The organism is Paracoccus actinidiae (assembly GCF_030863885.1).
In the GTDB taxonomy this organism is placed as follows: domain Bacteria; phylum Pseudomonadota; class Alphaproteobacteria; order Rhodobacterales; family Rhodobacteraceae; genus Paracoccus; species Paracoccus everestensis.
This window is the reverse complement of the sequence record NZ_CP132956.1, coordinates 350,676-373,027: the sequence shown is the minus strand read 5'-3', so window position 1 is coordinate 373,027 and position 22,352 is coordinate 350,676. Positions and strand designations below refer to the sequence as shown.

The window sequence follows — 22,352 nt, the reverse complement described above, 5'->3', positions numbered from 1 at the left end:
GGGCCGGACGTTCCATGCGTCCGTCGCTTTCCCGGCAGGCGGTTTGGGGCGATCAACGCGCGGTGATGTCCTGGCCGCCCATTTCCTGGAACGTGGCCCGCACCAGATCCGCGGTGTCCCGGCTTGCATCGGCGGACACCTTCACCGCCCCTTGCAGCGCCGGTTCGGATGGCGTGTCACCCTTGTTCGCATCCCCGCCGGAAGGGCGGGTGCCGGCGGTGTTATCGTCACCCTGCGCCTCGGCAAAGATGTCGGCGCGGTTCAGGCCATGCTGCTGCACCAGATGTTCGATGGCGTAATCGGCGGCTTCGCGGGTCTGAAAGACGGCCGAGATGGTCGTTGTGGCATTATCCGACATGATGTTTTTCCTGTGATCGGGGGTTGGGGGCGTCCGGCAGCAGCAGATCGACCAGGCGAGCGGCGGTCAGGCCAAGCGCCGCACCGGCGACCACGTCGACCGGGTAATGTCTGGCGCGCGGGATCTGCACGCCGGATGCCAGTGCCGCGGCAATGCTTGCGGGCAGGGCCAGGGGCGGCACGTCGCGCACCACAACCGCCGCCACCGCGACTGCCCCGGCGGTATGGCCCGACGGGAAGGATGTGTCATGCCCGCCCTCGCTTTCCCCCACCTCGAAAGCATAATCGCGGTCCTTGACGATTTCCTCGGGGCGGGTGCGGCGCAGGCGGTTCTTGATCCGGCGCTTGACGACATTCGCCAGGATATGGGCCGCCATCATCCGCATTCCCGTGCGCGCGATATGGGGCCGCCCGCTGACCAGCCCGCCCGCGATGACCGCGCCGCAGACCAGGGCCAACGGGATCTGATCGGCCAGTTCGCTGGCCGTGCCAAGGGTTTGGACCACGGGATGATGGCGGTGCCGGGCGGCCGATGCCGCTGCCTCGACATCCATCCGCTCCAACCCCTCGGTTTGGGGGGCGGGATGGTCCGGGGGATCGGTTGTGTGTGACATGCCTTCGTAACGGCGGGAACGAGGGGCGGTTCCGGGGCGGGAACGGAACAAATCGCCTCGCGCGCCGGTTTCTCCAATGCCACCACCGAGACAGACAGGAGAATCGAGAATGGCAAATGCAAGCAGCAAGAAGTTCGGTGCCGGTCAACAGGACCAGGGCAAGGGCGACGGCAGCGGCGGGATGTCACCCGATACGATGGACGAGCTGCCGGAAAACGAGGTTCTGTCCAACCGGGACAAGTCCCGGCATTCGGACCAGCGAGGCCTGGATTCCCGTCATGTCCAGACCGAGCAGCATCAAGACCATGTTGCGAACCGCCAGTCCGATGCCACTGGCGACGGTCAGGATTAGGCCATGGGCAAGCATCCCAAGTCCGATGATCCGACCGACAAGGATCTGCGCGAGGATCCCGGTATCGGCGGATCCAAGGGTGCTGGCCGCGACGATCCAGAAATCGGCGCGACAATACCTTTGAAGGCGACGTGCTGAACGACACCACCCCGCAAGGCGGCGTCGATCCCGATCAGCGCGACCGCACCAACCCATAGGAGGCAGCCATGGTCGGAAAGAAAACCCATGACCAGCAACAGCGGATCATCGAAAAGAAGGTCGATACGACCAATGCCGATCCTGATTTCGATCCGCGCCCCGATCTGAAGGCGTCAGAACGGCGCGAGGCGCGCAAGGATGATCAGTCCGAGAAATGAGGGGGGCCGGCCGCCTGATCGCGGTCCAGCATGGCCGATGCCGGATGTCATCCGGCACCGGCCAGGATCGGTTGGTATTCTGATCCTATTCCCCGCCATTCGTGGCGCGGTCGTTCTGCCTGGCCGATCGGTCGCCAGCCTCTCGGTTCTGGCCTCCGGCATTCGGTTCATGGGACTGGTGGATCTGCTTGGGGTTCAGGTCCGCATGGTCCATCTTGGCCTGCTGGGCGGATTGCTTGGTGGCGTATTTCTCGTTCTCGGCCTTGGGGTCGAATTTCTCTGACATGGTCTGCTCCTTTCCAAGGGTGCAAGGATCAACCCGCGACCTCAGGGTCCGTTCCCGGCTGCGGCTTTCTCTTGCCTTTTGCGGGGGATTTGGTTTCGTGGGGTCCAGCCTGTGCCGGCCCTTCCAATCCGCCGGACACAACCTTCTTGGGAACGAATGCCATGTCTCTTGACCTGAACCAGAACGACCTGTCCCATGTGGTGTCTGCCGACCGCGCTCATGTCTGGCATCACCTGTCCCAGCACAAACCCTATGAAACCACCGACCCGCGTGTCTTCGTGGAAGGCAAGGGGATGCGGCTTTGGGACACCAACGGGCGCGAATATCTGGACGCGGTGTCTGGCGGCGTGTGGACGGTCAACGTGGGCTATGGTCGGGAAAGCATTGCCAATGCGGTGCGCGACCAACTGGTCAAGCTGAACTATTATGCGGGGGCGGCGGGCAACGTCCCGGCGGCGCTGTTTGCAGAACGGCTGATCGCCAAGATGCCGGGGATGAGCCGGGTCTATTATTCGAACTCGGGGTCCGAGGCCAACGAGAAGGTCTACAAGATGGTCCGCCAGATCGCCCACAGGCAGCATGGCGGCAGAAAATGGAAGATCCTTTATCGTGACCGCGATTATCACGGTACCACCATCGGCACGCTTGCGACCAGCGGTCAGGACCAGCGGGCCGCCCAATACGGTCCCTATCCCGACGGCTTCGTCCGCGTGCCGCATTGCCTGGAATACCGTGCCCAGTGGGACGTGGAAAACTATGGGCAGCGCGCGGCGGACGCCATTGAGGAAGCGATCCTGCGCGAAGGCCCAGACACCGTGGGCGCCATCGTGCTGGAGCCGATCACCGCGGGCGGAGGGGTGATCGTGCCGCCCGAGGGATACTGGCCGCGGGTCCAGGAGATCTGCCGCAAGTACGATATCCTTCTGCACATCGACGAGGTAGTCTGCGGGCTGGGCCGCACCGGCACCTGGTTCGGATACCAGCATTACGGCATCCAGCCCGACTTCGTCACCATGGCCAAGGGGGTGGCCTCGGGCTATGCGGCGATCAGTTGCACGGTAACAACGGAAGCCGTCTTCGAGATGTTCAAGGACGCTCCCGAGGACACGATGAGCCATTTCCGCGACATCTCGACCTTTGGCGGCTGCACGGCGGGTCCGGTGGCCGCGCTGGAAAATATGCGCATCATCGAGGACGAGGGACTGCTGGAGAATACCGTGGCGATGGGAGAGCGGGTGCTGGCCAACCTGCGGGCGCTGCAAGAGCGTCATCCGGTGATCGGCGACGTGCGTGGCAAGGGGCTGTTCTGCGGTGCCGAACTGGTCGCCGACCGCACCACAAAGGAGCCGCTGGACGAACGCCGTGTTCAGGCCGTGGTGGCCGATTGCCTGAGCCAAGGCGTGATCATCGGCGCGACCAACCGCAGCTTGCCGGGCCTGAACAACACGCTGTGCCTGTCGCCCGCGCTGATCGCCACAAAGGACGACATCGACCGGATCACTGATGCCATCGACGCGGCGTTGACGCGGGTGATGACCTAAGAAGCAGCGGGTTCCGTGTGAAGCATCCTGCCGGCCTTTGACGATATTGCTTCATTGACCATGCTGTCCTCGCCTCGCGCCGCCTTGTTGTCGGCATGAGGCATGATTTCCGTCATGTCTGGGATCATCATGCCGCCCGGCCGCGATCATGCGGGCGGGCGGTAAACTGACACGGCACCCATCGCCCGCCAGAATCACAGCTTCACCCCGGCGGATCCGGCAGTGTTCTGCACATGGAGGCGCATTCTTTTTCCTGCCGCCTTGCCATTGCCCCGCTCCAGGGCGTCAAGGATCCGCCAATGCTCGGCAATCGATTGGCGCATTCGGTCCGGGTCGGTGTTCGGAATGGGCTGGCGCTGCGTTTCCGTCAGCAGTTGCTGAACCGTGCGATACAGGTCGGTCAGCATCCGGTTGGGGCAAGCCATCGCGATGCCCAGGTGAAGCGCCAGATCGGCCTCGACATGGGCCACCAGGTCGCCGGACTGCCAGGCATCCTCGAAGGCCTGGGCGGCGTTCTTCAGGCCTTCCAGGAGAGGGGGCGTCATGGCGGTGGCTGCCAAGCGGCACAGTTCGGCCTCGATCAGGACACGCGTCTGGAACACGTGGCGCAAATCATGGGCATTGTCGTACCGCCAGGGCAGCGATGCGGGGCGCGAGGCAGGATCGGTCACAAAGCTGCCGCGCGCGGGCAGGGTCTGCACCAGGCCCAGGGTTTCCAGCGTCAGCAGGGCCTCGCGCAGCGACGGTCGGGACACGTTCAACTGTTCCGCGAGAATGCGTTGCGACGGCAGCTTCTGGCCCGGACGCAATTCCCCCGACCGGATCATGTCCTGCAAACGGCGCGCGATGGTTTGTGCGACCGGCCCCTTGTCGCAAATCAGCCTGCTCATCGTTTCACCCCCTGTCTACCGCCCCCTGCTTTCCGCGAACATAGATGTTGCAAAGAACAGGTTCCCATGCCTCAATACTGGTCAGACCGGTTTGACCGGTCAAACCAAAAACAAGACAACGGGGATGTATCATGAGAAAAAGTGGAATGCGACGCCTGGGCCTGGCCTTGGCGGTGCTGGCCGGAACGGCATGGTCCGCTGCCGCGCAGGACAAGCTGACGGTCGGGGCAAACATCGGCAACGTGCCATGGGAGTTCCAGGACGAAACCGGTCAGTTTGTGGGCTTCGAGATCGACCTGGTCGCCGCCGTCGCCGAACGTCTGGGGGCCGAGGTCGAGACGGTGAACATCCCCTTCAACGGCCTGTTTTCCGCCGTGCAATCGGGGCGGATCAACATTGCCACCTCGTCCATCACCATCACGGACGAGCGGTTGAAGTCGGTCAGCTTCGCCCAGCCTTATTATGACAGCGACCAGTCGCTGACGGTTGCCGAGGGCGGTCCCGCCTCGCTTGAGGAATTGAAGGGCAAGGTGGTCGGCGTCGATACCGGATCGACCGGCGATATGTGGGCCAGCGACCAGCAGGCCGCCTATGGCTTTGCCGAAATCCGCCGCTATGAAGGCCTTGCCCCCGCCATGCTGGACCTGAACGCAGGACGCATCGACGGCTATATCTCGGACATTCCGGCGTTGCTGTATTACGTCAAGGACAAGCCGGAACTGAAGGTCGTGGCGCGGATCGAGACCGGCGAGAAATACTCGATGATGTTCGCCAAGGATGCCGAGTTGGCAACGCAGGTGAACGCGGTGCTGGACGACCTCAAGACCGAGGGGGTCATGGCCCAGTTGCACGAAAAATGGTTCGGCGTGGCGCCTGACGCCGGATCGTCGACCGTGACCGTCCTGCCGATGCCCAGGCTGAACTGATCGGGACCGGGCCGGGGGACGCCCCTGGTCCGGTTCTGCGATCCACCGGCAAAGGACGGCCATGGATATCTTCGACACCTTCCTGAACGCCGAGATCATGCGGCGCAGCCTGCCCATGCTGATGCAGGGGCTGTGGATCACGCTCCAACTGGGCGCGGCCAGCATCGTCGCGGGGCTGGCCCTGGGGCTGGCCCTTGCGATGACACGGCTTTACGCCGCGGCGCCGCTGCGCCTGCTGACACGGGTCTATATCGACGTGTTCCGGTCCATTCCCCTGCTGGTGCTGCTGATCATCGTGTATTACGCCCTGCCATTCGTGGGCCTGCGCTTGTCGCCCTTCGTGTCGGCAATGACCGCTCTGACCCTGGTATCGGGGGCCTACACGGCCGAGATCTTTCGCGCGGGGATCGAGGCCATCCCGAAAGGCCAGTTCGAGGCGTCCGCCGCCCTGGGCCTCAGCGGGCCGCAGACGATGAAAGAGGTGATCCTGCCGCAGGCGGTCAAGATCGTCATCCCGCCCTTGACCAACAATTCGATCAACGTGGTCAAGGACACAGCGCTGGCTTCCGTTGTGGCGATGCCCGACCTGCTGAAGCAGGCGACGCAGGCGCAGGCCCTGGCCGCCAACCCCACGCCCTTGATCGTCGCGGCCGTGATCTATGTGGCTTTCCTGTGGCCGCTGGTCGCCGCCGTGTCGCGGATGGAACGCCGCTTTGCAGCCAGGAGGCGCTGAGATGACGGGCTTTGTCAGCATCCGAAACCTTCACAAGTCCTATGGCAGCTTCGAGGCGCTGCGGGGCATCGACCTGGATGTCGCCAAGGGAGAGGTGGTCTGCATCATCGGCCCATCGGGGTCGGGCAAGTCCACCCTGATCCGCTGCATCAACCGGCTGGAAAGCTTTTCGCCCGAAAGCGAGATCCGTGTGGACGGAATCCCCGTTGCCACCGGCCGCGCCTTGGCGCGTGTCCGGGCCGAGGTCGGCATGGTCTTCCAGTCCTTCAACCTGTTCCCGCACCTGACGGTGCGCGAAAACGTCATGCTGGCCCCCCGCAAGGTGCGTGGGGCGTCGCGCACCGATGCCGCGCAACGGGCCGACGAGCTGCTGGCACGCGTGGGCATCGCCAACCAGGCCGACAAATATCCCGAACACCTGTCGGGCGGGCAGCAGCAGCGCGTGGCGATTGCCCGCGCCCTTGCCATGGACCCGCAGGTGATGCTGTTCGACGAACCGACCAGTGCCCTTGACCCCGAGATGGTGGGCGAGGTTCTGGACGTGATGCGCGACCTGGCCCGAACCGGCGTGACCATGATCGTCGTCACTCACGAGATGGGCTTCGCGTCCCAGGTCGCCGACCGCGTGATCTTCATGGACGCGGGCCAGATTGTCGAACAAGGCCCGCCCGCGCAGGTGCTGGCCAATCCCGCCCACCCGCGCACCCGGAATTTCCTGGGCGCCGTACTGAACCACTGAAAGCAGATGACAATGACAGCTCTCGACATGGCCCATGTGCAGTCCCGGTTTCCCGGCCTGACGAACGACTGGGTGTTCTTCGACAATGCGGGCGGGTCGCAGATCTGCCAGCCTGCGCTGGACCGCGTGGTCGAATTCCTGACCCATCGCAACGTCCAGATCGGCGGCAGCTATGCCGTGTCCCAGGCCGCGGCCGAGGCGCTGATGCTGGGCCGCAAGGCGGCCCAGACGCTGGTCAACGCCGCCCGCCCCGAGGAGATCGTCTTCGGTCCCTCGACCACGGTGCTGTTGCAGAACCTGGCAACCGCGATGCGCAGCCAGTTCCGCCCCGGCGACGAGGTGATCGTGACCATGGCCGATCATGAAAGCAATATCGGTCCCTGGATGCGGCTGGCCGATTTCGGCGTGACGGTGAAGGTCTGGCCCCTGAACCCGCAGACCCAGGATTTGCAGCTGTCGGATCTGGCCCCCCTGATGACCGACCGCACGCGCCTGGTTTGTGTGACCCATGTGTCCAACATCCTGGGCAAGGTGCATCCCGTCGCGGATTTTGCTCGTTTCGTGCATGACCATGGCGCGCTGATCTGCGTGGATGCGGTGGCATACGCCCCCCACCGGCTGATCGATGTGCGGGCCTGGGATGTCGATTACTATGTCTTCAGCCTTTACAAGGCCTATGGCCCGCATGGCGCGCTGATGTACGGCAAATACGACCTGCTGGCCGACCTGGACGGACTTTACCATTATTTCTATGGCAAGGACAAAGTCCCCGGAAAGCTGGAACCGGGCAACCCCAGCTATGAATCCGCCTATAGCACCGACGGGATCGTGGATTACCTGACCGGCCTTGCGCGCCACCATGGCGCCACCGGCGACCGCCGCGCCTTGGTTGCCGCCGCCTATGACCGCATCACCGCGCACGAGGATCTGCTGACCGACCGGCTGCTGTCTTGGCTGGGGGGCCGCAACGATTGCCGCATCGTTGGTGAGGGAACGAACCGCGACAGCACCCGCGTCCCCACCATCGCGTTCAAGTTCGACTCCGTGGATTCCGGCAACCTCGTCCGTGCCATGGACGGCCATGGCATCGCCATGCGCTTTGGCGATTTCCATTCCCGCCGCCTGGTCGAGCATCTGGGCCAGGATCACGCAGGCGGCGTTTTGCGCGTCTCGATGGTGCATTACAACACGGTGGAACAGGTGGACCGGCTGACCGAGGCGCTGGGCTCGATCCTGGCCAAGGCGGCATGAGGCGACAGGCCCGCCAGATATGACAAGCGCGGCTGGCCCGGAGTCCGTTCAGACCCCCCTGCCAGAGCCAAGGGCGACAAGGTTTCCCGCTTGGCTCGGCAGGAGCCGGATTGAGAACGGGCGGCCAGGACAACGCCGGTGGTGATCCCGGCCTGCGGGGGCCGGACTTCAGTCCAGTATCAACCCGAAGGCATTGGGGGGATCATGCGTCATGTTACGGTTGGAACGGCTTTGCAGGTCATGGAACAGGGCGTCGCTGGCCACCCGCTTTGGCTTGGCGGGCGGGCTGGTGTTGTTGGTCTTCGCGCTTCTGGTGGGCAGTCTTGTGGCGCAGCGGATCCAGCAGATCGTGGTCCGCAACACCGCCACAGCCGCCGCGCTGTACATGGACAGCTTCCTGCATCCCCTGGTCGAAAGCTATGTCGGCAATGACACCCCCTCGCCCGCGATGCGCCGCGCCCTGGAGGAGGTTCTGCCTGCGACCCCGATGGGCGACCGCATCCTGTCCTACAAGATCTGGCGCCCCGGCGGCATCGTGATCGAGGCTTCGGACCCTGACCTGATCGGCCGGACCTTTCCCCCCTCGGCCGAATTGCAGCAAGCCTGGGCGGGCCGCATCGCCGCCACCTTCGAGGACGAGGCCGAGGAAGAAGACAGGGCCGAACACGCCTTGGGCGTGCCCTTGCTGGAAATCTACAGCCCCATCCGCGCCGACTGGACCGGAGAGATCATCGCCGTGGCCGAGGTTTACGTGGCCGACCCCAAGCTGAAGGCCGACCTGACAGCTTCGCGCAACATGGCGCTTGGGGCGGTGGGGGGCATCGGGCTGGCGCTTGGTTCGCTGCTTTATGCCATCGCCTATGGGGGCAGCCGCACCATCGAGGCGCAGCGTCGCGACCTGGACCGCCGTCTGGCCGAACTGCGCGATCTGTCCGATCGCAACCAGGCCCTGCGCCTGCGCGTCCAGCAGGCAGCGGGCCGCGCCGCCATGTCCGCCGAAGGCGCGCTGCGCCGCATCGGGGCGGATCTGCATGACGGCCCGGCGCAGTATCTGGCCTATGCCAGCCTGCGCGTCGATGCTCTGGGGCAGGCGATGGATCATCCGCCCGAGGAACTGACCTGCCTGCGCGACGCCCTGGGCCAGGCCATGACGGAAATCCGGGCGATCTCGCGCGGGCTGGTTCTGCCCGAGGTCGCCGATCTTTCCGCGCAGCAGATTATCCGCCTGGCAGCCCAGTCCCATCAGGTCCGGTCCGGCCAGCCGGTTTCCTTAAGGATCGACGACGATTGCCCGATGCTGTTGACGCCCGCCCTGCGAATATGCCTGTTCCGCTTTGTCCAGGAAGGGCTCAACAATGCCAGCCGCCATGCCGCCGGGTCGAACCAATGGGTCGTTCTGATCTGTTCGGCGGGTTTGCGGCTGGCGGTGCGCGACGACGGGCCGGGCCTGGCAGAGGGCAGCGTGCCAGGCCTTGGCCTTGGCGGCCTGCGCGACCGGGTCGAGGCCTTGGGCGGGCGGTTCGGACTTGACCGCAAGGACGGGCATACCGAATTGTGGATGGAGGTGACGCCATGACCATGCACCGCGTTCTGGTGGCGGACGATCATCCGCTGTTTCGCGAAGGGGTCGCACGGACCCTGGGGGAAAGCGGCCATTTCCAAGTGGCGGGCACGGCGGCCTCGGGCGCCGAGGCGGTTGACCAGGCAAGGCGGCTGGCCCCGGACATGGTCCTGCTGGATCTGTCGATGCCGCAGGGTGGATTATGGGCATTGGAGCGGATCATGCGGATGGACCCGGCCCCGGTGGCAGTGATGCTGACCGTGTCCGAGGACAGCGACGCCGTATTCGCGGCCCTGGAAGGCGGCGCGCGGGGTTATCTTCTGAAGGGCATCGGCGGCGCCGAACTGGTCACGATCCTGGAACGGCTGATGGCGGGGGAAAGTCATGTCGCCCCGGCCCTGGCCGCCCGGTTGCTGACCCGGATGGGCAGGGCGCAACCCGCCGAACCCGATCCCCTGGCCTCGCTGACCGCGCGCGAGGAGGAGATCCTGCGCCTCGTATCCTCGGGCCTGGCCAACAAGGAGGTCGCCCGCCTGCTGGATGTGCAGGAACGGACCGTCAAGCACCACATGACCCAGATCCTGCAAAAGCTGCATCTGCGTAACCGGACCGAAGCCGCCTTGCTGGCGCAAAAACGATGGGGCGACGGCTGACCGTCGCCCTTGGCGTCATGTTTCAGGACGTTCAGCGGGCGATGGCGCCCAGACGGTCATAGTCCTGCCGGGTCGCCGCACGCTCGACCACGGTGCGGTTCCGGGCGTCCTTCAACTCGTACCGGCCGTTTTCGACTTCTTCCTTCCAGCCGTCCGCATAGGTCACCTCGATCCCCCGCGACGAGCTTTCGGCGCGCGCAGGCGTGCGGTCGCCGACAGTGCCGGGATTGCGCCCATCGTCCCGCCCGCGTCCCCGGCCATGATCGTCGTTCCTGGCATCGTCACTGCCCCGGCCGCGTCCCCGATCGCCGCCTTGGTCATCGCTGCCCTTGTCATCGCCGCCCCTGCCGCGTCCGCCGTTGTCGTCGCCGCCCCGGTCATCGCCGCCCCTGCCGCGCCCGCCGTTGTCGTCGCCGCCACGATCATCGCCGCCTCTGCCGCGTCCGCCGCTGTCGTCACCGCCACGGCCATGTCCGCCACCATCGCCCCCATTGTCATCCCCCCCGCGGCCATGCCCGCCGTTGTCGCCCCCGCTGTCATCCCCTCCACGGGCATGGGCGAAAGCCGGGGAAAGCGTCGGAAAGGCACCATGGTTGAAATCAGGGGCGACCGGCATGGCTATTGCCGCCCCGGCAAGTAACAGCAGCATCAGCCGCGATCCAGCCGGACGAGACGGGAAAGATGGTTGCGTACGCATGGACATATCCTTTCATGATGGGCCAAAGGCCCGGAGACACCCCTGAATTGAACCACGGATCGCCTTCTGGCGGATCGGACCAATGTCCAGTCCGTTCGGCGCAGAAGTCCATGCATCGGTGGCACCCAAGGCCTATGACACTTATCAAAAGGGGTCGCCGACATGGTGATCCGACCCGGATCGTCCCGATCACCGAACCATCCTGATTGATCTGCAAAAGCACAAAGTGTATTTATGATGTCGACAATCCTGATGGCGCATTTCGGAGAACGGATCGATGGCAGAAACCGGCGGCTTTCCCGAACGCAGGCGTGGGTCGGGCGTCAAGCTGGTCTATGACCAGCTGCGCGACGAGATCCTAGATCTGGTGCTGCTGCCCGGCAGTCCTATCGACGAGGTGCAGCTGGCCGAGCGCTTTGGCATGTCGCGCACCCCCATCCGGGAAGCCTTGGTGCGGTTGGCGGGCGAGGGGCTGGTGGAAACCCTTCCCAACCGCTCCACCATGGTCGCCAATATCGACTTCCTGAACCTGCACACCTTTTTCGATGCGATGACGCTGATGTACCGCGTGACCACGCGGCTTGCCGCGACCTATCACCGCCCTGCCGATCTCAAGACGATCCGCACGCATCAGGCCCGCTTTGCCGCTGCCGTGGCGGCCCAGGACGCGCTGGGAATGATCGCCTCCAACCGCGATTTCCACGCGGCCATCGCCGAGGCTGGACGCAATCCATATTATTCCAGCCTGTTCCTGCGCATCCTGGACGAAGGACGGCGCTTGCTGCGGCTGTATTACCAGTCCTTCAACGATCGCCTGCCCCCCGAAATCGTCCAAGAACACGAAGACATCATCGACGCCATCACCGCCCGCGATACCGAACTGTGCGACCGGCTAGCCAAGACACACGCCGACCAGATCATCCGGCAAATCCAGCATTTCCTGGCACGGGACGAACGGCAGACCGTCAGCCTTTAGGTCGCCGGATTCTTGTCGACAAATAAAATGCAAATGCTAGATTGCCGTCGAGAGAATCGGCCGCGATGCCGTCTGCCTGTCCGTCGAAAAGGATTTCCCATGCACACCCAGATCTTCACCGGCGTCATTCCCGCGCTGATGACGCCCTGCACCCCCGATCGCAGCCCCGATTACGACGCGCTTGTGCGCAAGGCCCGGGAACTGATCGCGGCGGGAATGTCGGCGGTCGTTTACTGCGGGTCCATGGGCGACTGGCCGCTGCTGACCGATGCGCAGCGGATGGAGGGGGTGGAACGTCTGGTCGGCGCGGGGGTCCCGGTGATCGTGGGCACGGGCGCGGTCAATTCCGCCCTGGCAGTGGCCCATGCGGCCCATGCACAGAAAGTCGGCGCGGCGGGGCTGATGGTGATCCCGCGGGTGCTGTCGCGCGGCCTGTCGGCCACCGCGCAGCGCCATCATTTCAAGGCGATCCTGGCGGCTGCGCCCGACCTTCCCGCCGTCATCTATAACAGCCCTTACTACGGCTTTGAAACCAAGGCAGACCTGTTCTTTGCCCTGCGGGCCGATCATCCGAACCTGGTGGGTTTCAAGGAATTCGGCGGTGCCCGCGCCATGACCTATGCGGCCGAACACATCACCAGTGCGGATGACGGCGTGATCCTGATGGCAGGGGTCGATACCGGCGTTTACCACGGCTATGTCAAATGCGGCGCCACCGGCACGATCACCGGCATCGGCAACGTCATCCCGCGCGAGATCCTGCATTTCGTGGCGCTTGCCAAGGCGGCGGCCGGGGGCGATCTGGACGCCCGTGCCCGCGCCAAGGAAATGGGCGAGGCGCTGGAGGTCCTGTCGTCCTGGGACGAAGGGACCGACCTGGTCCTGTATTACAAGCATATGATGGTGCTGCAGGGCGACGCCGAATACGCGCTGCACTTCAACGAAACGGATGAATTGACCCCCAGCCAGCGGGGCTGGGCCGAACGGCAGCTCCATCAGTTCAAGGCCTGGTACGGGGAATGGAGCGCGCTTCCCGGCGCGGTCCAGGCCTGCAAGCCCTGACCTGCTCAAGGCCCCCGGCTTCCGGGGGCCTTATTCGTCAGGCGACCGCGTCCAGTCCAAGCGCCAGAAAGCGGTCCATCTGCGCGACCTCTGCGCCGGTCAGGTCGATCCCCTGGGCTTCCGCCCTGGCACGAGCCGCGAAACGGCGTTGCGAGGGCAAGCGGGCGCCCTGGCCCTGGATCGCCTCGAACAGCACCTCGGCCCGCGCAAAGGGGTCGCCTGTCCGGCCGGCGGCGAATTTGTCAGGGCACATCGCCAGGATCAGTTCGCCATGAAAAGGCGCAAGCGCCGTCGTGCCCAGGAAATCCAGCACCTCGGGGCTGGTCAGGTCGCCGATCATGATCCCTGCCAGCAATTCGATCATCGTGCCGATGGCCGACCCCTTGTGTCCGCCAAAAGGCAGCATCGCGCCCGCCAGGGCCGCATCGGGATCGGTTGTGGGCTGGCCTTGCAGGTCGATGGCCCAGCCATCGGGCAGGGGCTTTCCGGCGCGGCGGTGCAGTTCGATCTCTCCGCGTGCCGCAACCGAGGTGGCGAAGTCAAAGACATAGGGATGGCGGCCCGTCCGGGGCCAGCCAAAGGCAAGCGGGTTCGTGCCCAGCAACGGCTGGTTGCCCCCGGCAGGCGCCACGCTGGCATAGCTGGGGCACATCACAAGAACCGCAAGCCCGTGGGCGGTCACGGCCTCGACCTCGGGCCAAAGGGCCGCGAAATGGACGCAATCATTCACCACCAGGGCGGCAAGCCCCAGGTCTTTCGCGCGATCCGCCAGGACCGGCAGGCCCAGTTCGAAAGCCGCGTTCGAAAACCCGCCCCCGGCATTCACGCGGACAATGGCATCGCCAGCCGCCGCCTGCAGCACAGGTTCCGCCGAACCCGATACCTTGCCCGCCTTCAAGGTGCGCAAGATGCCTTCGATCCGATAGATGCCATGCGACTTGCAGCCGTCGCGTTCGCCCGCCGCAATGACACGGGACAAGGGCGCGGCCTGGCCCTCATGCATTCCCGCGCGCAGAAAGATCCGTTCGATCCTTTGACGCAGCGTTTCGATCGATACTGTTTTGTCCATCGCATCCTCCTGCATGACTCCAGACCGTGATGTCCTTGCGCAATATTTGTATACTGTTTGTATTTTTAATTTGCCATGCCCTTCCATCCTATGAATAGTGGCAGTCAAGGAATCGGCCAGCATAGGCCGGCCCATCACCGACAGGAGAAAACCATGACAAAGACCACACTGGCCCTTGGCCTGCTGGCGACAACGGCCGCCCTTGCCGCGCCGGCCTATGCCGACAAGCTGGACGACATCATCTCGTCGGGCACGCTGCGCTGCGCCGTGGTGCTGGATTTCCCGCCGATGGGGATGCGCGACGACAGCAACAATCCCATCGGCTTCGACGTGGATTATTGCAACGACCTGGCCGCCGCCCTGGGCGTCACGGCCGAGATCGTGGAAACCCCCTTTCCTGAACGGATCCCCGCGCTGATGTCGGGCCGCGTGGACGTGGGCGTCGCCTCGACCTCGGACACGCTGGAGCGGGCCAAGACGGTCGGTATGTCGATCCCCTACTATGCCTTTGAAAACGCCGTCGTCGGGAACGAGGGCGTCGAGATGTCGACCTGGGAAGACATGAAGGGCAAGACCGTCGGGGCCACCGCCGGCACCTATGAGGCGATCTGGCTGGAAAAGCAGATCACCGAATGGGGCGAGGGCACCTTCCGTCCGTATCAAACGCAAGCCGACGTTTTCCTGGCGCTGAGCCAGGGGCAGCTTGACGCGACGGTTTCTACGGTCGAGGTCGCCAATGCCAACGTCGCTTCGGGCAATTTCCCCGGCATCAAGATCGTCGACAAGGCGCCGATGGTCCCCGACTATGTGGCGCTGTTCACGATGCGCGAGGAATACGGGCTTATCAATTACCTGAACCTGTTCGTGAACCAGCAGGTCCGCACCGGACGCTATGCCGAACTTTATGCAAAATGGGTGGGCGAGGGCGAGCCTGCCGATCTGACCGTTCCCGGCATCTATCGCTGAAAACCCGTCAGGGCGGCGCAGGTGCCGCACCGCCCTGACACCTTGCAGCAGCCGCGGGACGGCCCATGTTCAACTATACCTTCCAATGGAAACAGGCGCTTGCCAGGCTTCCGCAGATGCTGGATGGCGCGCTTGTGACCATGCAGATCGCCATCCTGTCGATGGTGATCGGCATCGGGCTTGCGATCGTGCTGACCATGTTCCGGCTGTCGGGCGTGCGGGTTCTGTCCGCTGTCTCGAAGACCTGGGTCGAGGTTGCGCGCAACACCCCCGCCCTGTTCCAGATCTACATGGCGCATTTCGGGCTGGGCAGCTTCGGCATCCACCTTTCGCCTTTTGCCTCGATCCTGCTGGGCATCACCTTCAACAACGCAGGCTATCTGACCGAGAATTTTCGCGGCGCGCTGAAGGCCATTCCCGACACCCAGGCCCGCGCCGCGCGGTCGCTGGGCTTTGGCCAGGGGGGGGCCTTCCGCTATGTCGTGCTGCCGCAGATGCTGCGCATCGCCTTTCTGCCGATGACCAACCAGATGGTCTGGGCAATCCTGATGACGTCCCTGGGCGTCACGGTCGGCATGAACAGCGACCTGTATGGCGTGACGCAAGATCTGAACGCGCTGACCTTCCGCACCTTCGAGTTGTTCGCCCTGGCCGCCGTGATCTTTTACGTGATCACAAAGGTCATCACCCTTGGCGCGCGGCTGATCGCCGCCCGGCTGTTCCGGTATTGAAGGGGTCTGGCCATGTTCGATACCGCACTGACCGCCGCCGATTTCGCCTTTCTGGCCCGTGGCGCTGGCATCACGATCGTGGTCACGCTGGTCTCGGTGATCGCGGGGACCATTCTGGGCATCGTCTTTGGCGTCTTCCGCTATCAGGTCGGCCCGATCTGGGCGGCGCCGCTGACCTTTGTGCTGGACATCTTCCGGTCGATCCCGCTGTTGATCCAGCTTGTTCTGGCCAATGCGTTCCTGGGCACGATCCTGCGGCTGAACATGTCGGGCTTCACGGTCGCCTGCATCATCCTGTCGCTGTACACGGCGGCCTTTTGTTCGGAAATCGTGCGCGGCGGGATCGACGCGGTGCCGGTGACGACGCGGCGTGCGGCGCGGTCCCTGGGCATGACCTGGGGCCAGGATATGCGCAACATCGTGTTGCCATTGGCAACCCGCGTGGCCTTGCCGTCCTGGATCGGGCTGGCGCTTGGGGTGATGAAGGATTCCGCGCTGGTCTATATCGTGCAGGTGACGGAACTGCTGAAATCGACCCAGATCCTGATCACCCGCCTGCAAGAACCACTGCTGCTTCTGATGATCTGCGGGGCCTTCTATTTTGTCATCTCGTTCCCGCTGGCCCGGTTCGGCGGCTATCTGGAAAAACGGTGGTCCAATGATTGAGATCGAAAACGTCCGCAAGTCCTTCGGCGCGCTGGAAGTCCTCAAGGGCATCGACCTAACCGTCGAGAAGGGCGAGGTGGTGACGATCATCGGCGGATCGGGGTCGGGCAAATCGACATTGCTGACCTGCATCAATGGGCTGGAACCCATCGATTCCGGCAAGATCGCCGTGGACGGGACCGTTGTTCACGCCAGGTCCACCGACCTGAACAAGCTGCGCCGCAAGATCGGCATCGTCTTCCAGCAGTTCAACGCCTTTCCGCATCTGACCGTGCTGGAAAACGTCATGCTGGCCCAGGTCAAGGTGCTGAAACGGTCCAGGGCGGAAGCCGAGGCCGAGGCGGTCAAGCAGTTGGATCATGTGGGCCTGGGCGACAAGCTGAAGGTCTATCCCTCGCGCCTGTCGGGCGGCCAGCAGCAGCGCATGGCGATTGCCCGGGCGCTTGCCATGTCGCCCGACTATATGCTGTTCGACGAGGTGACATCGGCCCTTGACCCGCAGTTGGTGGGCGAGGTTCTGGACACCTTGCGGATGCTGGCGCGCGAAGGGATGACGATGATCTGCGTCACCCACGAGATGAAATTCGCGCGCGAGGTATCCGACCGCGTGGCCTTTTTCCACAAGGGCGTCATGGCGGAAATCGCGCCCCCCGAACAGTTGTTCAATGCGCCCAAGGATCCCGAATTGCAGAAATTCCTGTCGGCCACGCACTGATGTCGAATGTGATCGTTGTCGGGGCGGGCGTTGTCGGTCTGTCCGCCGCCCTGGCCTTGCAGGCGCGCGGCGTGCCCGTCATGGTGATCGACCGCGAAGGCGCGGCCGCGGGGGCATCCGCCGGGAATGCGGGGGCATTTGCCTTTACCGACATCCTGCCTTTGGCCTCGCCCGGGATCATGCGCAAGGCGCCCCGCTGGCTGCTGGACCCGCTCGGGCCGCTGTCTGTGCCGCCGGCCTACGCGTTGCGGATCGCGCCCTGGATGATGCGGTTCTGGCGCGCCTGTTCGCCCGCCCGCGTCGCAGCCTCGACCAAGGGCCAGACGGCCCTGATGGATCTGTCCCGGGCCGAACTGGAACCGTTCCTGGCGGCAAGCGGCACCCAGGCGATGTTGCGCAAGGACGGCAATCTTCAGGTTTATGAAGGCCAGCGGGAGTTCGACGCGTCCCTGCCCGGCTGGCAGGCGCGCGCGGATCACGGCATTGCCTTTCGGCACATGACACCCGAGGAGATGGCCGAGGTTCAGCCCGGCCTGGCACCGCGCTTTACCCATGGGACATTCACGCCCGGCTGGTATTCCATCGCCGACCCACGCGACTATACCGTCGCCCTGGCTGACCGTTTCCTCACGGGTGGCGGGCGGATCGTCATTGCCGAGGCGACTGCCCTGACCGATGACGGCGTCGTCACTGCCAGCGGGACGATGCGGGGCCGGGTGGTTCTGGCGGCGGGGGCCTTTTCGCACAGGCTGGCACGCAGCCTGGGCGTGCGCATCCCGCTGGAAACCGAACGCGGCTATAACACCACGCTGCCCGGGGACGCCTTCGACCTGCGCACCCAGGTCACCTTCGGCGGGCACGGATTTGTCGTCACAAAGCTGTCCTCGGGCATCCGTGTCGGCGGGGCGGTGGAACTAGGCGGGCTTGACCTGCCCCCGAACTTCAAGCGGTCTCGGGCGATGCTGGACAAGGCCGCAGCCTTCCTGCCGGGATTGCGCACCACCGGCGGCACGCAATGGATGGGCTTCCGTCCGTCCCTGCCCGACAGCCTTCCCGCCATCGGCCCGCTGCCCGGTCATCCCAATGTCACCTGCGCCTTTGGCCATGGCCATCTGGGCCTGACGCAATCGGCAGGCACGGCGCGGATCGTCGCTGACCTTGTGACCGGGGCCACGCCCCCCATCGACCTTGCGCCCTTTTCCCCGGCGCGTTTCGGAAAACGGACATGACCCAATACATCTTCCCCTGCATCGACGGCCATACCTGCGGCAACCCGGTCCGCCTGGTCGCAGGCGGCGCCCCCCGGCTGGAGGGCGCGACCATGCTGGAAAGGCGCGCCCATTTCCTGAGCGACTTCGACTGGATCCGCACCGGCCTGATGTTCGAGCCGCGCGGCCATGACATGATGTCGGGATCGATCCTCTATCCCCCGACGCGGGCGGATTGCGACGTGGCGGTGCTGTATATCGAGACTTCGGGCTGCCTGCCGATGTGCGGCCACGGCACCATCGGCACCATCACCATGGGAATCGAGAACGGGCTGATCACCCCCCGCACCCCCGGCCGCCTGGCGATCGAGACCCCCGCCGGCAAGGTCGATATCGAATACCGCCAGGAAGGCCGCTTTGTCGAGGAAGTGCGCCTGACCAACGTGCCCGGCTTTCTTCACGCCGAAGCCCTGACGGCCGAGGTCGAGGGACTGGGCGAAATCGTCGTGGACGTGGCCTATGGCGGCAATTTCTATGCCATCGTCGAGCCGCAGAAGAACTTTCGCGACATGGCCGACCACACGGCGGGCGAACTGATCGGCTGGTCGCCGAAGCTGCGCGCGGCGCTGAACGCGAAATACGACTTCGTCCATCCCGAACATCCGGCGATCAACGGGCTGTCCCACATCCTGTGGACCGGGCAACCGACCCAGCCCGGGGCACACGCGCGCAACGCCGTCTTTTATGGCGACAAGGCCATCGACCGCAGCCCTTGCGGCACCGGCACCTCGGCCCGGATGGCGCAGTTGGCGGCCAGGGGCAAGCTGGCCGTGGGCGACGAATTCCGCCACGAATCCATCATCGGCAGCATCTTCAAGGGCCGAGTCGAGGCCGCGACCACCGTGGCGGGACGCGGCGCGATCATCCCCTCGATTGCCGGCTGGGCGCGCCAGACCGGGCTGAACACCATCTTCATCGATGCCGAGCGCGATCCCTTTGCCTACGGCTTTGTCGTCAAGTGACCGTTCATTTCCCCGAAAGGCTGTCCATGCCCATCGTCCGCATCGAACTGTTCCCCGGCCGATCTCCGGACATGAAAGCCGATATCGCCGCCGGCATCACCCGGATGCTGACCGAGATGGCGGGCATTCCGGCAGAGGCCACCACCGTCATTTTCCAGGAAACCTCGCCGCAGGACTGGTTCAATGCGGGCCGGTCATATGCAGCACCGCCGGCGAACGACCAAAAGGAATAAGCCATGCGCTCTCGTCTTTCGATTTCCGTGATCGGCTGCCATGCCGAGGGCGAGATCGGCGATGTCATCATCGGCGGCGTGCTGCCCCCTGCAGGCGCCACCATGATGGAGCGCATGATCGCGATGGAGCGTGACCACGACCACATCCGCCGCCTGCTGATCTGCGAGCCGCGCGGATCGGTCGCGCGCCATGTCAACCTGATCGTCCCGCCGATCACCCCCGGCTGCGCTGCGGGCGCCATCGTGATGGAGCCTACGGAATACGTCCCCATGTCCGGGTCGAACACGATCTGCGTGGCGACCGTGCTGCTGGAAACCGGCATGGTGCCGATGGTCGAGCCTGTCACCCGCTTCAAGCTGGATATGCCCGGCGGCGTGATTGAGGTGACGGCGGATTGCGAAAACGGCAAGTGCCGATCCGTCACCTTTCGCAACGCCCCCGCCTTTGCCGCCGTCCTGGATTGCGCGCTGGAGGTCGAGGGCCATGGCACCATCCCGCTGGACATCGCCTATGGCGGGATGTTCTTCGGTATCGTGGATGCCCAAGCCCTCGGTTTCCAGATCCGCCCCGACGAGGCCCGCGACCTGGCCACCCTAGGCGAGAAGATCCGCCACGCCGCGCGCGAGCAATTCGATGTGGTCCATCCCGATTTCCCGAACGTGCGCGGCGTATCCATCGTGCAATTCGCGATGCCTTTCCAGGGTCCGGGAAACGTCACGCGCAACACCTGCATCGTGGCGCCCGGCCGGTCGGACCGTTCGCCCACCGGGACCGGCACCTCGGCCCGCATGGCGGTCCTGCAGGCGCGGGGATCGATGGGTCAGGGCGACGTGCTGATCCATGAATCCATCATCGGTTCGCGTTTCACCGGCCAGATCCTCGAGGTGCGGGATAGCTTCGGACGGACCACGATCATCCCGCAGATCACCGGGCGGGCTTGGATCACGGGGCAGCACAACTATTACCTGGATCCCGACGACCCGTGGCAGGCGGGCTATATGCTGTCCGACACATGGGGCGTCACGCCGACGCTGAAGCAATGACGGCGCTGTCCATCCTGCCCGGCATCGCAGAGGGGCCGGTCATTGCGTCCGACGAGCCGCTCAGCTTCTGGGGCGGGGTGGATCCCGCGACCGGCACGGTCATCGACGTGCATCACCCGCTGCATGGGCGGGCGATCACCGGCAGCGTGCTGATGATGCCCTCTACGCGCGGATCCTGCACGGGGTCGGGGGTGCTGCTTGATCTGGTCCTGTCTGGGCGCGGCCCGGCGGCGCTGGTTTTTTCCGAACCCGAGGATGTCGTGACCCTGGGCGCCCTGATTGCGGTCGAGATGTTCGGAAAGTCCCTGCCGGTCCTGCGCCTGTCAGACCGGGATTTCACGGTCATGTCCAACGAAAGCCATGCAGCGATCGGACTGGATCGGATCACCGCTGGCGTGCTGTCGATCCCGGTCCTGCCGCCTGCCACGGCATCGCTGGACCTGACTGCCGGCGACCGCGCGATGCTGGCGGGCGAGGGGGGCGCGGCCAGGGCGCAGGCCATGCGGATCATCTGCGCCATGGCCGCCCAGCAGGGGGCCAGGGGGCTGGTGGACGTGACCCAGGCCCATATCGACGGCTGCATCTATGCCAGTCCCGCAAACCTGACCTTTGCTGAAAAGATGGTGGCGATGGGTGCCAGGGTCAGGGTGCCGACGACGATGAATGCGATTTCCGTCGACCGCGACAACTGGCGCGCCCAGGGCGTGCCGCCCAGCTTTGGCGGGCCTGCGCAGCGGCTGGCCGATGCCTATGTGGCGATGGGATGCCGCCCGACCTTCACCTGCTCGCCCTATCTTCTGGACAGCGCGCCGGGCATGGGCGAGGCGGTTGCCTGGGCGGAATCGAACGCGGTGATCTATGCCAACAGCGTTCTGGGGGCACGCACCGCCAAGCACCCCGATTTCCTGGACCTGTGCATTGCGATCACGGGGCGGGCGCCCTTGTCGGGCGTCTATCTGGACGAACAGCGCAAGGCCCGGCGCATCATCGACGTGGTCCTGCCCCAGGGCGCCGATGATGCCTTCTGGCCGCTGATCGGCTATCTGGCCGGGAAGCTGTCGCCCGACCGCATTCCCGTTCTGCGCGGGCTTGCGGATGCAAGTCCCGGAACGGACGAATTGAAGGCCCTGTGCGCGGCCTTTGGCACGACTTCCGCCGCGCCGATGCTGCATCTGGAGGGGGTGACACCCGAAGCCGGGCAAATCGGCAAGGATGCCGATCATCGCCGGATCACCCTGGCCGATATGGAACAAGGCTGGCAGCTGTTGAACGAGGGGCCGGAGGACATCGACCTTGTCGCCCTGGGCAGCCCCCATGCCTCGCCAGGCGAATGCCGCGCGCTGGCTGCAGGCCTTGATGGGCGCCGGGTGCTGATCCCCACCATCCTGACGGTGGGCCGCGACACGATTGCGCAGGCGCGTGCCGAAGGAACGCTGGCGCTGCTGGAACAGGCGGGGGTGCAGGTGATCCCCGACCTGTGCTGGTGTTCGATCTCTCGCCCGGTTTTCCCCGTCAAGACCCGCACGCTGATGACGAATTCGGGAAAATACGCCCATTACGGCCCCGGCCTGTCCGGCTGCAGGGTCAGGTTCGGCAACCTGGGCCGATGTATCGAAGCATCCCTGACGGGCCGGGCGGGCCATGCCCTGCCGATGTGGCTGACCAGACCGCAGATTTAGCCGAAGACAGCCTGAACCCCTTCCT

Annotated in this window: 28 protein-coding genes; 22 read left to right on the top strand and 6 right to left on the bottom strand. The window is 64.8% G+C overall.

All coding sequences use genetic code 11. The features are described from left to right. Positions 1–52: 52 nt before the first annotated feature. On the bottom strand, positions 53–358 hold the full coding sequence (locus tag Q5701_RS01920) for a hypothetical protein (protein ID WP_306753471.1): 306 nt from the start codon (positions 356–358) through the stop codon (positions 53–55). After that, entirely contained in the window at positions 348–971 is a 624-nt protein-coding gene (locus tag Q5701_RS01915; protein WP_306753470.1) for a phosphatase PAP2 family protein, read from the bottom strand. Before Q5701_RS01915 ends, Q5701_RS01920 begins: the two co-directional genes overlap by 11 nt. A 109-nt stretch (positions 972–1,080) precedes the next feature. On the opposite strand from Q5701_RS01915, the gene Q5701_RS01910 reads away from it, so the two are divergent. The 3 genes from Q5701_RS01910 to Q5701_RS01900 all read left to right on the top strand — a co-directional run bounded on the left by Q5701_RS01910 (position 1,081) and on the right by Q5701_RS01900 (position 1,679). Then, entirely contained in the window at positions 1,081–1,323 is a 243-nt protein-coding gene (locus tag Q5701_RS01910) for a hypothetical protein (RefSeq protein WP_234854405.1), read from the top strand. 3 nt (positions 1,324–1,326) lie between these two features. Then, entirely contained in the window at positions 1,327–1,461 is a 135-nt protein-coding gene (locus Q5701_RS01905; protein WP_306753469.1) for a hypothetical protein, read from the top strand. Positions 1,462–1,529: 68 nt separating this feature from the next. Beyond that, on the top strand, positions 1,530–1,679 hold the full coding sequence (locus Q5701_RS01900; RefSeq protein WP_306753467.1) for a hypothetical protein: 150 nt from the start codon (positions 1,530–1,532) through the stop codon (positions 1,677–1,679). An 85-nt stretch (positions 1,680–1,764) separates the two neighbouring features. Here Q5701_RS01900 and Q5701_RS01895 read toward each other — a convergent pair whose 3' ends face one another. Next, complete coding sequence (locus tag Q5701_RS01895) at positions 1,765–1,965, bottom strand: hypothetical protein (protein WP_234854401.1); 201 nt, start codon at positions 1,963–1,965, stop codon at positions 1,765–1,767. A gap of 161 nt (positions 1,966–2,126) precedes the next feature. On the opposite strand from Q5701_RS01895, the gene tpa reads away from it, so the two are divergent. Next, the gene (gene tpa, locus Q5701_RS01890; RefSeq protein WP_306753466.1) at positions 2,127–3,506 is read left to right on the top strand and encodes a hypotaurine--pyruvate aminotransferase Tpa; all 1,380 of its coding nucleotides are present in this window, start codon (positions 2,127–2,129) and stop codon (positions 3,504–3,506) included. A gap of 194 nt (positions 3,507–3,700) precedes the next feature. Here tpa and Q5701_RS01885 read toward each other — a convergent pair whose 3' ends face one another. Continuing rightward, positions 3,701–4,396 carry a FadR/GntR family transcriptional regulator gene (locus Q5701_RS01885; RefSeq protein ID WP_306753465.1) on the bottom strand — a complete coding sequence of 232 codons (696 nt, stop codon included), beginning with the start codon at positions 4,394–4,396 and terminating at the stop codon, positions 3,701–3,703. 146 nt (positions 4,397–4,542) lie between these two features. Here Q5701_RS01885 and Q5701_RS01880 point away from each other — a divergent pair, with 146 nt between their 5' ends. The 6 genes from Q5701_RS01880 to Q5701_RS01855 all read left to right on the top strand — a co-directional run bounded on the left by Q5701_RS01880 (position 4,543) and on the right by Q5701_RS01855 (position 10,259). Further along, the gene (locus tag Q5701_RS01880; RefSeq protein WP_306753463.1) at positions 4,543–5,322 is read left to right on the top strand and encodes a basic amino acid ABC transporter substrate-binding protein; all 780 of its coding nucleotides are present in this window, start codon (positions 4,543–4,545) and stop codon (positions 5,320–5,322) included. Positions 5,323–5,383: 61 nt separating this feature from the next. Further along, entirely contained in the window at positions 5,384–6,055 is a 672-nt protein-coding gene (locus Q5701_RS01875) for an amino acid ABC transporter permease (protein ID WP_234854394.1), read from the top strand. A gap of 1 nt (position 6,056) precedes the next feature. Continuing rightward, positions 6,057–6,794: an amino acid ABC transporter ATP-binding protein gene (locus Q5701_RS01870; RefSeq protein ID WP_306753461.1), complete on the top strand. Its 738-nt coding sequence runs from the start codon at positions 6,057–6,059 to the stop codon at positions 6,792–6,794. 12 nt (positions 6,795–6,806) lie between these two features. Next, complete coding sequence (locus tag Q5701_RS01865) at positions 6,807–8,045, top strand: cysteine desulfurase-like protein (RefSeq protein WP_306753460.1); 1,239 nt, start codon at positions 6,807–6,809, stop codon at positions 8,043–8,045. A gap of 211 nt (positions 8,046–8,256) precedes the next feature. Further along, positions 8,257–9,621, top strand: coding sequence for a sensor histidine kinase (locus Q5701_RS01860; RefSeq protein ID WP_306753458.1), 1,365 nt, complete (start codon positions 8,257–8,259; stop codon positions 9,619–9,621). Beyond that, on the top strand, positions 9,618–10,259 hold the full coding sequence (locus Q5701_RS01855; RefSeq protein WP_306753457.1) for a response regulator: 642 nt from the start codon (positions 9,618–9,620) through the stop codon (positions 10,257–10,259). The genes Q5701_RS01860 and Q5701_RS01855 overlap by 4 nt, the downstream gene beginning before the upstream one ends. Positions 10,260–10,290: 31 nt before the next feature. Here Q5701_RS01855 and Q5701_RS01850 read toward each other — a convergent pair whose 3' ends face one another. Beyond that, positions 10,291–10,425, bottom strand: a complete 135-nt coding sequence (locus Q5701_RS01850) for a hypothetical protein (protein ID WP_306753456.1) — start codon at positions 10,423–10,425, stop codon at positions 10,291–10,293. Positions 10,426–10,518: 93 nt separating this feature from the next. On the opposite strand from Q5701_RS01850, the gene Q5701_RS01845 reads away from it, so the two are divergent. The 3 genes from Q5701_RS01845 (at position 10,519) to Q5701_RS01835 (ending at position 12,994) form a co-directional block, all read left to right on the top strand. Further along, positions 10,519–10,899, top strand: coding sequence for a hypothetical protein (locus tag Q5701_RS01845; protein WP_306753454.1), 381 nt, complete (start codon positions 10,519–10,521; stop codon positions 10,897–10,899). A gap of 334 nt (positions 10,900–11,233) precedes the next feature. Next, complete coding sequence (locus Q5701_RS01840) at positions 11,234–11,932, top strand: GntR family transcriptional regulator (RefSeq protein WP_306753453.1); 699 nt, start codon at positions 11,234–11,236, stop codon at positions 11,930–11,932. A 99-nt stretch (positions 11,933–12,031) separates the two neighbouring features. Continuing rightward, a complete protein-coding gene (locus Q5701_RS01835) occupies positions 12,032–12,994 on the top strand; it encodes a dihydrodipicolinate synthase family protein (RefSeq protein ID WP_306753452.1) in 963 nt (320 codons plus the stop codon). 37 nt (positions 12,995–13,031) lie between these two features. On the opposite strand, the gene Q5701_RS01830 is transcribed toward Q5701_RS01835, so the two are convergent. Further along, on the bottom strand, positions 13,032–14,063 hold the full coding sequence (locus Q5701_RS01830) for an Ldh family oxidoreductase (RefSeq protein ID WP_306753451.1): 1,032 nt from the start codon (positions 14,061–14,063) through the stop codon (positions 13,032–13,034). A 153-nt stretch (positions 14,064–14,216) separates the two neighbouring features. Between Q5701_RS01830 and Q5701_RS01825 the strand changes: the two genes are divergently transcribed. The 9 genes from Q5701_RS01825 (at position 14,217) to lhpI (ending at position 22,327) form a co-directional block, all read left to right on the top strand. After that, entirely contained in the window at positions 14,217–15,029 is an 813-nt protein-coding gene (locus Q5701_RS01825) for an ABC transporter substrate-binding protein (protein ID WP_306753450.1), read from the top strand. A 65-nt stretch (positions 15,030–15,094) separates the two neighbouring features. Then, positions 15,095–15,760 (top strand): amino acid ABC transporter permease, encoded by a 666-nt coding sequence (locus tag Q5701_RS01820; RefSeq protein WP_306753449.1) that lies wholly within the window; start codon positions 15,095–15,097, stop codon positions 15,758–15,760. 12 nt (positions 15,761–15,772) lie between these two features. After that, positions 15,773–16,426 carry an amino acid ABC transporter permease gene (locus Q5701_RS01815; RefSeq protein WP_306753448.1) on the top strand — a complete coding sequence of 218 codons (654 nt, stop codon included), beginning with the start codon at positions 15,773–15,775 and terminating at the stop codon, positions 16,424–16,426. After that, on the top strand, positions 16,419–17,141 hold the full coding sequence (locus Q5701_RS01810) for an amino acid ABC transporter ATP-binding protein (RefSeq protein WP_306753447.1): 723 nt from the start codon (positions 16,419–16,421) through the stop codon (positions 17,139–17,141). Before Q5701_RS01815 ends, Q5701_RS01810 begins: the two co-directional genes overlap by 8 nt. Continuing rightward, positions 17,141–18,370 carry an NAD(P)/FAD-dependent oxidoreductase gene (locus Q5701_RS01805; protein ID WP_373568605.1) on the top strand — a complete coding sequence of 410 codons (1,230 nt, stop codon included), beginning with the start codon at positions 17,141–17,143 and terminating at the stop codon, positions 18,368–18,370. Before Q5701_RS01810 ends, Q5701_RS01805 begins: the two co-directional genes overlap by 1 nt. After that, the gene (locus Q5701_RS01800) at positions 18,367–19,371 is read left to right on the top strand and encodes a 4-hydroxyproline epimerase (RefSeq protein WP_306753446.1); all 1,005 of its coding nucleotides are present in this window, start codon (positions 18,367–18,369) and stop codon (positions 19,369–19,371) included. The genes Q5701_RS01805 and Q5701_RS01800 overlap by 4 nt, the downstream gene beginning before the upstream one ends. A gap of 26 nt (positions 19,372–19,397) precedes the next feature. Continuing rightward, on the top strand, positions 19,398–19,604 hold the full coding sequence (locus Q5701_RS01795; RefSeq protein ID WP_306753444.1) for a tautomerase family protein: 207 nt from the start codon (positions 19,398–19,400) through the stop codon (positions 19,602–19,604). 3 nt (positions 19,605–19,607) lie between these two features. Continuing rightward, on the top strand, positions 19,608–20,648 hold the full coding sequence (locus Q5701_RS01790; RefSeq protein ID WP_306753443.1) for a proline racemase family protein: 1,041 nt from the start codon (positions 19,608–19,610) through the stop codon (positions 20,646–20,648). Beyond that, the gene (gene lhpI / locus Q5701_RS01785) at positions 20,645–22,327 is read left to right on the top strand and encodes a cis-3-hydroxy-L-proline dehydratase (protein WP_306753441.1); all 1,683 of its coding nucleotides are present in this window, start codon (positions 20,645–20,647) and stop codon (positions 22,325–22,327) included. The genes Q5701_RS01790 and lhpI overlap by 4 nt, the downstream gene beginning before the upstream one ends. The last annotated feature ends 25 nt before the right edge of the window (positions 22,328–22,352 follow it).

What these genes read in the sequence shown, in the direction of transcription:
- Q5701_RS01870 (WP_306753461.1), top strand. Translation starts at nt 6,057, where the DNA reads ATGACGGGCTTTGTCAGCATCCGAAACCTTCACAAGTCCTATGGCAGC.
- Q5701_RS01840 (WP_306753453.1), top strand. Translation starts at nt 11,234, where the DNA reads ATGGCAGAAACCGGCGGCTTTCCCGAACGCAGGCGTGGGTCGGGCGTC.
- Q5701_RS01900 (WP_306753467.1), top strand. Translation starts at nt 1,530, where the DNA reads ATGGTCGGAAAGAAAACCCATGACCAGCAACAGCGGATCATCGAAAAG.
- Q5701_RS01790 (WP_306753443.1), top strand. Translation starts at nt 19,608, where the DNA reads ATGCGCTCTCGTCTTTCGATTTCCGTGATCGGCTGCCATGCCGAGGGC.
- Q5701_RS01830 (WP_306753451.1), bottom strand. Translation starts at nt 14,063, where the DNA reads ATGGACAAAACAGTATCGATCGAAACGCTGCGTCAAAGGATCGAACGG.
- Q5701_RS01880 (WP_306753463.1), top strand. Translation starts at nt 4,543, where the DNA reads ATGCGACGCCTGGGCCTGGCCTTGGCGGTGCTGGCCGGAACGGCATGG.
- Q5701_RS01810 (WP_306753447.1), top strand. Translation starts at nt 16,419, where the DNA reads ATGATTGAGATCGAAAACGTCCGCAAGTCCTTCGGCGCGCTGGAAGTC.
- Q5701_RS01895 (WP_234854401.1), bottom strand. Translation starts at nt 1,965, where the DNA reads ATGTCAGAGAAATTCGACCCCAAGGCCGAGAACGAGAAATACGCCACC.
- Q5701_RS01910 (WP_234854405.1), top strand. Translation starts at nt 1,081, where the DNA reads ATGGCAAATGCAAGCAGCAAGAAGTTCGGTGCCGGTCAACAGGACCAG.
- Q5701_RS01855 (WP_306753457.1), top strand. Translation starts at nt 9,618, where the DNA reads ATGACCATGCACCGCGTTCTGGTGGCGGACGATCATCCGCTGTTTCGC.
- Q5701_RS01905 (WP_306753469.1), top strand. Translation starts at nt 1,327, where the DNA reads ATGGGCAAGCATCCCAAGTCCGATGATCCGACCGACAAGGATCTGCGC.
- Q5701_RS01875 (WP_234854394.1), top strand. Translation starts at nt 5,384, where the DNA reads ATGGATATCTTCGACACCTTCCTGAACGCCGAGATCATGCGGCGCAGC.
- Q5701_RS01915 (WP_306753470.1), bottom strand. Translation starts at nt 971, where the DNA reads ATGTCACACACAACCGATCCCCCGGACCATCCCGCCCCCCAAACCGAG.
- Q5701_RS01845 (WP_306753454.1), top strand. Translation starts at nt 10,519, where the DNA reads ATGATCGTCGTTCCTGGCATCGTCACTGCCCCGGCCGCGTCCCCGATC.
- Q5701_RS01820 (WP_306753449.1), top strand. Translation starts at nt 15,095, where the DNA reads ATGTTCAACTATACCTTCCAATGGAAACAGGCGCTTGCCAGGCTTCCG.
- Q5701_RS01865 (WP_306753460.1), top strand. Translation starts at nt 6,807, where the DNA reads ATGACAGCTCTCGACATGGCCCATGTGCAGTCCCGGTTTCCCGGCCTG.
- Q5701_RS01860 (WP_306753458.1), top strand. Translation starts at nt 8,257, where the DNA reads ATGTTACGGTTGGAACGGCTTTGCAGGTCATGGAACAGGGCGTCGCTG.
- Q5701_RS01825 (WP_306753450.1), top strand. Translation starts at nt 14,217, where the DNA reads ATGACAAAGACCACACTGGCCCTTGGCCTGCTGGCGACAACGGCCGCC.
- tpa (WP_306753466.1), top strand. Translation starts at nt 2,127, where the DNA reads ATGTCTCTTGACCTGAACCAGAACGACCTGTCCCATGTGGTGTCTGCC.
- Q5701_RS01805 (WP_373568605.1), top strand. Translation starts at nt 17,141, where the DNA reads ATGTCGAATGTGATCGTTGTCGGGGCGGGCGTTGTCGGTCTGTCCGCC.
- Q5701_RS01800 (WP_306753446.1), top strand. Translation starts at nt 18,367, where the DNA reads ATGACCCAATACATCTTCCCCTGCATCGACGGCCATACCTGCGGCAAC.
- Q5701_RS01795 (WP_306753444.1), top strand. Translation starts at nt 19,398, where the DNA reads ATGCCCATCGTCCGCATCGAACTGTTCCCCGGCCGATCTCCGGACATG.
- Q5701_RS01920 (WP_306753471.1), bottom strand. Translation starts at nt 358, where the DNA reads ATGTCGGATAATGCCACAACGACCATCTCGGCCGTCTTTCAGACCCGC.
- Q5701_RS01835 (WP_306753452.1), top strand. Translation starts at nt 12,032, where the DNA reads ATGCACACCCAGATCTTCACCGGCGTCATTCCCGCGCTGATGACGCCC.
- Q5701_RS01815 (WP_306753448.1), top strand. Translation starts at nt 15,773, where the DNA reads ATGTTCGATACCGCACTGACCGCCGCCGATTTCGCCTTTCTGGCCCGT.
- lhpI (WP_306753441.1), top strand. Translation starts at nt 20,645, where the DNA reads ATGACGGCGCTGTCCATCCTGCCCGGCATCGCAGAGGGGCCGGTCATT.
- Q5701_RS01885 (WP_306753465.1), bottom strand. Translation starts at nt 4,396, where the DNA reads ATGAGCAGGCTGATTTGCGACAAGGGGCCGGTCGCACAAACCATCGCG.